Raw genomic sequence first — 7,856 nt, forward strand, 5'->3', positions numbered from 1 at the left:
GAAGGGGGTGGATCAGTGGCGGGCGGGTGCGGCGGAGGTCGTCTCGCGGGCCGCGGCTGCCGCGACGACCCGGCCTGCGCGGGCGGCGCGTCCTGCCGTACGGCGTTCCAGTGCGCCGGATACGAGGGCGAGCACCAGGGCGGAGGCGGCCAGTGCCGCGCCGACCCAGTTCGGGGCGGTCCAGCCGAGTCCGGCGGCGATCACGAGCCCGCCGAGCCATGCGGCGAGCGCGTTGCCGAGGTTGAAGGCGCCGATGTTGACGGCGGAGGCCAGGGTGGGCGCCCCGGCGGCCTGGTCCAGGACCCGCTTCTGGAGCGGCGGCACGGTCGCGAAGCCGAGGGCGCCGATCAGCACGACGGTGACGGCGGCGCCGGCCTTGGTGTGGGCGGTGAGCGTGAAGACGGCCAGGGTGACGGCGAGCGCACCGAGGGAGACGTACAGCATCGGCATGAGCGCGCGGTCGGCGTACCGGCCGCCGATGAGGTTGCCGGCGACCATGCCCAGGCCGAAGAGGACGAGGAGCCAGGTGACGGAGGAGCCTGCGAAGCCGGCGACGTTGGTCATCATCGGGGTGATGTAGGTGATCGCGGCGAAGACGCCGCCGAAGCCGAGGACGGTCATCGCCATCGCGAGCAGGACCTGGACGTTGCGGAAGGCGGCGAGCTCGCGGCGGATCCGTACGCCGCCCTCGGGCCGGGGCAGTTCGGGGACCAGGCGGGCGATGCCGAGCAGCCCGGCGACACCGAGCGCGGCGACGATCAGGAAGGTGACGCGCCAGCCGAGGGTCTGTCCGACGAGGGTGCCGAGCGGGACGCCGACGACGTTGGCCACGGTCAGGCCGGTGAACATCATGGCGATGGCTCCGGCCTTCTTCTGGGGGGCGACGAGTTCGGCGGCGACGACCGCGCCGATGCCGAAGAAGGCTCCGTGGGCGAGGGAGGCGACGACGCGGCCGGCCAGCATGACGCCGAAGGCGGGGGCGAGGGCGGAGAGCACGTTGCCCGCGATGAAGAGGCCCATGAGCAGCATCAGCATGCGCTTGCGGGGGATGCGGGTACCGAGGACGGTCATCAGCGGAGCGCCGAGGACGACGCCGAGGGCGTAGCCGGTGACCAGGAAGCCCGCGGTGGGGATCGAGACGCCGTACGTTCCGGCGACCTCGGGGAGCAGGCCCATGATCACGAATTCGGTGGTGCCGATCCCGAAGGCCCCTACGGCGAGGGCGAGGAGTGCGAGAGGCATGGGGGAGGTGCCCTTCAGGGGAGGTGCGGGTGCGGGTGCGGCACTCGATTGCGGTCGCCGCTTACGTGCGTCCACATTAATTGCAGACGCGGGATATTTGCAAGCGCGGGCTATTGCACGGGTGTCCTATCCTGGGATCACACACCCGCACGGCAGCACGCTTCGACGGAGGAAGCCCATGACGGCCACGGACGGCGCGCTCACCGCCCTCTCCCAGGGCTGGTGCGCCCTCTCCCTCTTGCACGGGCGGATCGAGACGCACATCGAACGGGCCCTGCAGGCCGGGCACGGCCTGAGCGTGCGCGAGTACTCGCTCCTCGACGTCCTCAGCCGCCAGCACAACGGGCCGGGCGGGCACCTGCGGATGCACCAGGTCGCCGACTCGGTGGTGCTCAGCCAGAGCGCGACGACCCGGCTGGTCAGCAGGCTGGAGGACCGCGGCCTGCTGAACCGCTACATCTGCGACACCGACCGCCGGGGCATCTACACAGACGTGAGCGAGGCGGGCCTGGCGCTCCTCGCCGCGGCCCGGCCCACGAACGACACCGCCCTGCGCGAGGCCCTGGACGAGGCCTCGCGCAACCCGGAACTCGCCCCGCTGGTGTCGGCCGTGGAGAACCTCCGCCGCTGACCCCGCGCGCCCCCGAGGCTGCTAGCGCGGACCGCCGGTGGCCGGCGGCGAGGAGGTTACCGCCCGGCCCGACGGGGTGGACGGGACCGCCGACGGCGACACCGACCCCGAGCCCTTGGAGGCGGGCGCGGTCGGCGGGCTCACCGACGCGGCCGGAGACGGCGATTCCACCGGGCGCACGGACGCGTCCACGCCCGGGCTCGGCTGCGCGGAACCGGCGGACCTCGGCGAGGGCGTCGGCGACGGCTCCGGGGACAGGCCGGGACCCGTGACCTTCGGCGGGGTGGCCGGCGGCGTCGGGCCGGGCACCGGATCCGGGGCGAGCAGCAGGTAACCGATCCCGGCGGCCGCAGCCGCCGCCAGGCCCGCCAGGGGCAGCGCGAACCGCCGCAGCCTCTCCACGGGCAGCCGCCTCACGTGCGGTCCGGGCGGATCCGCGGGGCGCAGCCGGCGGACGTCGATGCTGTCCGCGCGGGCGTCGAGGGCCTGCCGCAGCCGCCGCTCGACCGGGCGTTCGGCGAGGCGTTCCCCGTCACGCGTCATATCCGTCCCTCCAGAATCCGTTCCAGCGCGTCCAGACCGCGGCTCGCATTGGACTTGACCGCTCCCCGGCTGATCCCGAGGGTGGCCGCGATCTCCGCCTCGCTGAGATCGGCCCAGTAGCGCAGCACCAGGACCTGGCGGCGGCGCGCCGTCAGCCGGCCGAGCGCGGCGAGCACCTCGCGGTGCGCCTCGTCCAGGACCACGTGGTCCTCGGCGGACGGCACGTCGGCCTCCGGAGACGGGGTCCAGGCCCGTACGGTGCGCCGGCGGCGCAGCACGGAGCGCGAGGTGTTGACGACCGCGGTGCGCAGGTAGCCGAGGGCGTTGTCGACCTCGGTGATCTGTTCGCCGTGGCGCCGGTACAGGGCGGTGAAGGCGTCCTGGACCACGTCCTCGGCGGTGGCCAGGTCGTCGACGAGCAGCACCGCCAGGCGGACCATCCGCAGCCGGTGCGCGTGGTAGAGCTCGGTGACGGTGGGCGGCTGCGGTTCGCCGTGGCCCGTGTGCCCGAACGCGTGGGAGGAAGCGTACGAAGGCCCGTACGGGGACTCGTGCGCGCGCCGGGAGGCCGGCGGGGCGGAACGCTCCCGGCGCAGCAACGACCACAGGCCCCGCCACGCCCGGCCGAAGCCGGGCGTGAGAGGGCCGACGGGTGGTGCGAGGTGGAGCACGGGATTCCTCAGTTCGCGCGGCGCCGCACGGCGTACAGGGCTCCGGCGCCGGCGAGGACCAGACCGGTGGCCCCCGCCCCGAGGGCCATGGTGGTCGCCGAGGAGCCAGTATGCGCGAGCTCGGCCCCCTCGGCGGCGGGGCCCGCCTCGGACGGGGAGGCGCTGGGCTTGGGACCGGGCGTCCCGGGGCTCGACGCGGAGACGCTGGGAGCGGCGCTGGGAGCCGCGCTCTTCGCGCCCTCGCTCGGAGGGGTGCTGACGGAGGGAGCCGGCTTGGCCCCGCCCTCGCTGGGAGAGGCACTGGCCGGAACGCTGACCGCCGGAGCGGGTGCGGGCGAGCTGCCGCTCGCCGCGGAGGCCGGCCCGGCGAGGGAGACGGCCACTGCGGCCGCGGCGGCGATCACGGCCGTCCGGCGGACGGCCAGGGGGGCGCGCAGGGCACGCTTCAGGTTCTTCACGGTGGTTCTCCACGGTCGGGTCGAAGGCGCGGGACTGCGCCCTTCACCCCCGCACGACGCGCGACCCGCCGGGAGGTTGCCGCCGATCCGGAAAAACTTTCGGCCCGGTTTCCGGCAGCCCGCGCAGGGCGGTGCCCAGGGTGGCTACGCCCTCCTCGATCTCGCCGGCCGAGCCGGCCGCGTAGCCGAGGATCAGGCCCGGCGGGCCCGGCCGGACCCGGTGCCAGGACAGCGGGTGGGCCTTGACGCCCAGGGCCAGCGCCGCCGAGGCCAGGGACGTGTCCTCGAAACCGGCCGCGTCGAAGGTGACCATCAGGTGCAGGCCGGCCGCGGCGCCGTGCACCCGGGCCCCCGGCAGGTGCTCGGCGAGGGCCCCGAGCATGGCGTCACGGCGGCGCCGGTGGCGGCGCCGGACGTGGCGCAGGTGCCGCTCCAGCTCGCCCGAGTCCATCAGCCGGGCGAGGACCAGCTGGGCGAGGACCGGGTTGCCCAGGTCGGCGTAGCGCTTGGCGGCGGTCACCGCGTCACGCAGCCGCGGCGGCACCAGCAGCCAGCCCAGGCGCAGGGCGGGGGCGAGGAGTTTGGAGACGCTCCCTGCGTAGCAGACGGCCTCGGGGTGCAGGGCGCGCAGCGCGGGGACGGGGGCGCGGTCGTAGCGGTGCTCGGCGTCGTAGTCGTCCTCGATGACCAGGCCCCCGGCGGCCGCCCAGCCGAGCAGGTCCCGGCGGCGCTCGCCGTCGAGGACCACCCCGGTCGGGAACTGGTGCGCCGGGGTGAGCAGCACGGCCCCGGCCCCGCTCGCGCGGAGCCCGGCCACGTCGAGCCCGGCCTCGTCCACCCGTACGGGAACGGTCTCCAGCCGTCCGTACTCCAGCTGCTGGCGGGCCCCGAGCGAGCCCGGGTCCTCCACAGCGACCCGGTGCACGCCCTCCTCGCGCAGGACCTGCGCCAGCAGCCCCAGGGCCTGGGCGACGCCCGCGACGATCACCACCTCGTCGGGGTCGGCGCGGATGCCGCGGTTGCGGGCCAGCCAGCCGGCGACCGCCTCGCGCAGGGCCGGCGCGCCCTGGGGGTTGCCGTAGCCGAAGTCGGCCGGGGTCAGACCGGCGAGCACCCGACGCTCGGCCTGCAGCCAGGCCGTACGGGGAAAGGCGGTGAGGTCGGGGACGCCGGGCGAGAGGTCGATCCGGCAGGGCACGGCGCGCAGGGCGTCCACCGGCCCGCCGCGGTCCGGGGCGGGCGCCGGGCCGGCCGCCGGCGGCGGGGCTGCGACCACCACGGTGCCGGCCCGGCCCCGGCCGCGGACCTGGCCGGTCTCCGCCAGCCGCTGGTAGGCCTCGGTGACGAGCCCGCGGGAGACGCGCAGTTCGGCGGCGAGGACGCGGCTGGCTGGGAGCCGGCTGCCGACGGGCAGCCGGCCGTCGGCGATGGCCGCGCGGAGCCGGCCCGCCAGCCAGTCGGTGCGGCCGCCCGGCGGGGCCTGGCCGAGGTCGAGCTGGAGGAAGTCCGAGCCGCTCGGGCTTTTGGACCCCTGGATCACGCCTTCATTGGACCTGCTCACGGGACCATTGTGGGGCCACGCTGGATCTCATGCAGAAAACCTCCACCCCGACCGCGACCGCGACCGCAACCACGCGCTCGAGCACCAGCCCCGGCACGAGCACGAGCGGAGCCTCCACCGCCTTCCGGGACCTGGTCCCCGGCATCGCGGGGATGGCGCTGGTCGGCAGCAGCGTCACCGTCTCCCGGTCGCTCGTCGACGCCCCGCTGTTCGCCACGCAGGCCGTCCGGTACACCCCCGCCGCGCTGTTGCTGTTCGCCCTGGCCCGCGCGGCGCGGGTGCCGGTCCTGCGGCCGCGCGGGCGGGAGTGGCTGTGGCTGGGCGGGATCGCGGCGACCGGGCTGGTGCTGTTCAACGTGGCCGTCGTGCGCGGGGTGGCGCACGCCGAACCGGCCGTGATCGCCGTGGCGGTGGCCTCCGTACCGATTCTGCTGGGGCTGATCGGCCCGTTCCTGGAGGGCCGGCGGCCCAGCCGCCAAGTGCTGCTGGCGGCCCCGGTGGTGGTGGCCGGGGCGGTGCTGGTCGAGGGGACGGGCCGGACGGACGCCGCCGGGGTGGGCTGGGCCGCGCTCGCGCTGGGCTGCGAGGCCGGGTTCACCCTGCTCGCCGTGCCCGTGCTGCGCCGGCACGGTGCGTGGGGGGTGTCCGTGCACGCGGTGTGGCTGGGGGCGTTCATGCTGGCGGGGCTCGCGGTGGTCTTCGAGCGCCCCGACGACCTGGGGTCGCTCGGGCCGGTGCAGTGGGCGGCGGCGGGGTACCTCGCCGTCATGGTGACGGCAGTGGCGTTCCTGCTCTGGTACCGCACGGTGGCCGCCGTGGGCGCGGGCCGCGCAGGGCTGCTGACCGGGGTCGCCCCGCCGGCCGCGGCCGGCGCCGGGGTCCTGGCCGGCAGCGGGGTCCCGGGGCCGGCGGTGTGGCTGGGCCTGCTGGTGGTGGCCGCAGGGCTGGCCGTGGGCCTGCGCCCGAGCCGGACCCCCGCAACGCCCGTGCGGCCGGCCCGCGATGACCGGGCGGACCCGGCGGTGACCGGGGCGGCCGACGCGCGATGACCGGGCGGACGCATCCTCTTGAGGGCGCCGGGGCTCGTGGATCACCATCCGCAGATGCCGACACCCGCTCGCCACGCGCCCCCGTACAGCAGCTGGATGCGGTGCTTCTCCCCCACCGCCAACCACCGCAGGCTCGGCCCGGTCTGCCTCGGAGCGGGATTCCAGCAGGGCGTGCTGCCGGTGGTCGGCCCGTGCGCGCTCGACCACCACGTCGCCGTGGTCGTCACCCGCGGCCGGGGCTGGTTCGGCCACGGCGGCGCGGCCGGCGCAGCCGGTGGCCGCGCCCGCGCTGCTGTGGCTGGTGCCGGGAGTGGGACACCGCTACGGGCCCGATCCGCTGACCGGCTGGGACGAGTGCTTCGTGGACTTCGCCGGGCCCGCCGTGGCGGCCTGCACCGACCTGGGCCACGTCACCCCGGACCGCCCGCTGGTGCCGCCCGGCGCGGCGGACCGCTGCTGGAGGTCGAGGCGGCGGCCGCCGTGCGCGGGCTGCTCGGGGCCCTGCGCTACGCCCGTGCCGGGAGTCCGGCCACGGGGACGCCGCGGTGGACGCGCTGGCGCGGGACGCCCTGCTGCCGATATCCGTGACCGAGCACGCGGCCCGGCTCGGGATGCCGCTGACGCAGTTGCGCCGGGCGGTGCGGCGCAGCCCCGGGGAGGGGGTCGAGGAGTACCTCCTCGGGATCAGGCTGAGCCGGGCGAAGGAGCTGCTGGCCCGCACCGACCTGCCGGTCGCCGCGATCGCCCGGCGGTCGGCCACGAGGATCCGGCCCACTTCAGCCGGCTGTTCAGCCGCCGGGGGGCATGGCACCCGTACGCTTCCGCGCCCAGCAGTCGGTCCGGGGGCCCGCGCGGTAGACGCGCGGGCCTGCCGACCTACCGGCCGCGGGCCGTTCAGCGCAGGATGCCGGCCGTGCGGGCGGCGCGCACCCAGGACGGGAACTCCGACAGCAGCCGGTCGTACAGCTCCGGGTCGGAGAGCCGCTCGATGTCGTCGACCGCGAAGAAGCCGACGTTGTCGACCCGCCGTCCGGGCAGGGTGTCGAAGTACTCCAGGACCCCGTACTGGGCCCGGCCCAGGCCGATGAACTGCCAGAACAGCGGCTCCTCGACGGCCTCCCGCAGCTCCCGCTCGATCTCTGCGTTGCGGTACACGCCGCCGTCGGAGAAGAAGAGCACCAGCGTCGGGGCGGGCACCGGGTGGTCCCGTACGAAGGCACGCACCTGCGCGATGACCTTCTGCTCCTCGTTGCCGATGCCGACCGCGCGCATGTCGATCTGGCCGGGGACCAGCCCCTTGGGCGGTTTGCGGCGCCCGAACAGCCCGATCTGGCCGACGCGTACGTGCAGGCGCAGCCATTCGGGCAGCTCGCCGATCTCCAGGTCGGGCAGGCGGGCCGGGTTCGTGGCGAAGGTCCAGGCCTGCATCTGCCCGTCGTCGTCGAGCTGTGCGGCGACGGCGGCCATGCGCTCGGCGACTCCTGCGACGGTGCCGCGGGTGTAGTGGGCCGCCATCGAACCGGAGGCGTCGAGGACGAGGACGACGCGGGCGGTCAGGGTCGTGACGCCCTGCTTGCGCAGGCTGACCGCGACCTGCTGCTTGCGCAGGGAGAGGAGTTCGCGCACGGCGGGCGGCAGCTGTTCCTCGCCCTTGGCCAGCCGTACCGTCGGGGCCGGCTGCGGGAGCGGGGGTTCCGGCGC

General features: G+C 75.8%; 8 protein-coding genes and 1 pseudogene. 3 read left to right on the top strand and 6 right to left on the bottom strand.

The window, feature by feature from the left end; genetic code table 11:
* Positions 1 to 12 precede the first annotated feature (12 nt).
* The gene (locus PV721_RS38485) at positions 13 to 1,242 is read right to left on the bottom strand and encodes an MFS transporter (protein ID WP_319732774.1); all 1,230 of its coding nucleotides are present in this window, start codon (positions 1,240 to 1,242) and stop codon (positions 13 to 15) included.
* Positions 1,243 to 1,420: 178 nt separating this feature from the next.
* Here PV721_RS38485 and PV721_RS38490 point away from each other — a divergent pair, with 178 nt between their 5' ends.
* Entirely contained in the window at positions 1,421 to 1,873 is a 453-nt protein-coding gene (locus PV721_RS38490; protein ID WP_319732776.1) for a MarR family winged helix-turn-helix transcriptional regulator, read from the top strand.
* A 21-nt stretch (positions 1,874 to 1,894) separates the two neighbouring features.
* Here PV721_RS38490 and PV721_RS38495 read toward each other — a convergent pair whose 3' ends face one another.
* The 4 genes from PV721_RS38495 to PV721_RS38510 are packed head-to-tail and all read right to left on the bottom strand — an operon-like array spanning position 1,895 to position 5,106.
* A complete protein-coding gene (locus PV721_RS38495; RefSeq protein ID WP_319732777.1) occupies positions 1,895 to 2,416 on the bottom strand; it encodes a hypothetical protein in 522 nt (173 codons plus the stop codon).
* Positions 2,413 to 3,087, bottom strand: coding sequence for a SigE family RNA polymerase sigma factor (locus tag PV721_RS38500; RefSeq protein WP_319732778.1), 675 nt, complete (start codon positions 3,085 to 3,087; stop codon positions 2,413 to 2,415). Before PV721_RS38500 ends, PV721_RS38495 begins: the two co-directional genes overlap by 4 nt.
* Positions 3,088 to 3,095: 8 nt before the next feature.
* Positions 3,096 to 3,545 (bottom strand): LPXTG cell wall anchor domain-containing protein, encoded by a 450-nt coding sequence (locus tag PV721_RS38505; protein ID WP_319732779.1) that lies wholly within the window; start codon positions 3,543 to 3,545, stop codon positions 3,096 to 3,098.
* 43 nt (positions 3,546 to 3,588) lie between these two features.
* Entirely contained in the window at positions 3,589 to 5,106 is a 1,518-nt protein-coding gene (locus PV721_RS38510) for a PLP-dependent aminotransferase family protein (RefSeq protein WP_319732780.1), read from the bottom strand.
* Positions 5,107 to 5,135: 29 nt separating this feature from the next.
* Here PV721_RS38510 and PV721_RS38515 point away from each other — a divergent pair, with 29 nt between their 5' ends.
* Together PV721_RS38515 and PV721_RS38520 are read left to right on the top strand one after the other, a co-directional pair.
* Positions 5,136 to 6,155 (top strand): DMT family transporter, encoded by a 1,020-nt coding sequence (locus PV721_RS38515; protein ID WP_319732783.1) that lies wholly within the window; start codon positions 5,136 to 5,138, stop codon positions 6,153 to 6,155.
* Between the two features lie 54 nt (positions 6,156 to 6,209).
* Positions 6,210 to 7,013: pseudogene (locus tag PV721_RS38520) on the top strand (helix-turn-helix domain-containing protein).
* Between the two features lie 36 nt (positions 7,014 to 7,049).
* Here PV721_RS38520 and PV721_RS38525 read toward each other — a convergent pair.
* A partial coding sequence (locus PV721_RS38525; protein ID WP_319732785.1) for a VWA domain-containing protein occupies positions 7,050 to 7,856 on the bottom strand: 807 nt, incomplete at its 5' end.

The organism is Streptomyces sp. MB09-01 (genome assembly GCF_033794505.1).
In the GTDB taxonomy this organism is placed as follows: Bacteria; Actinomycetota; Actinomycetes; order Streptomycetales; family Streptomycetaceae; genus Streptomyces.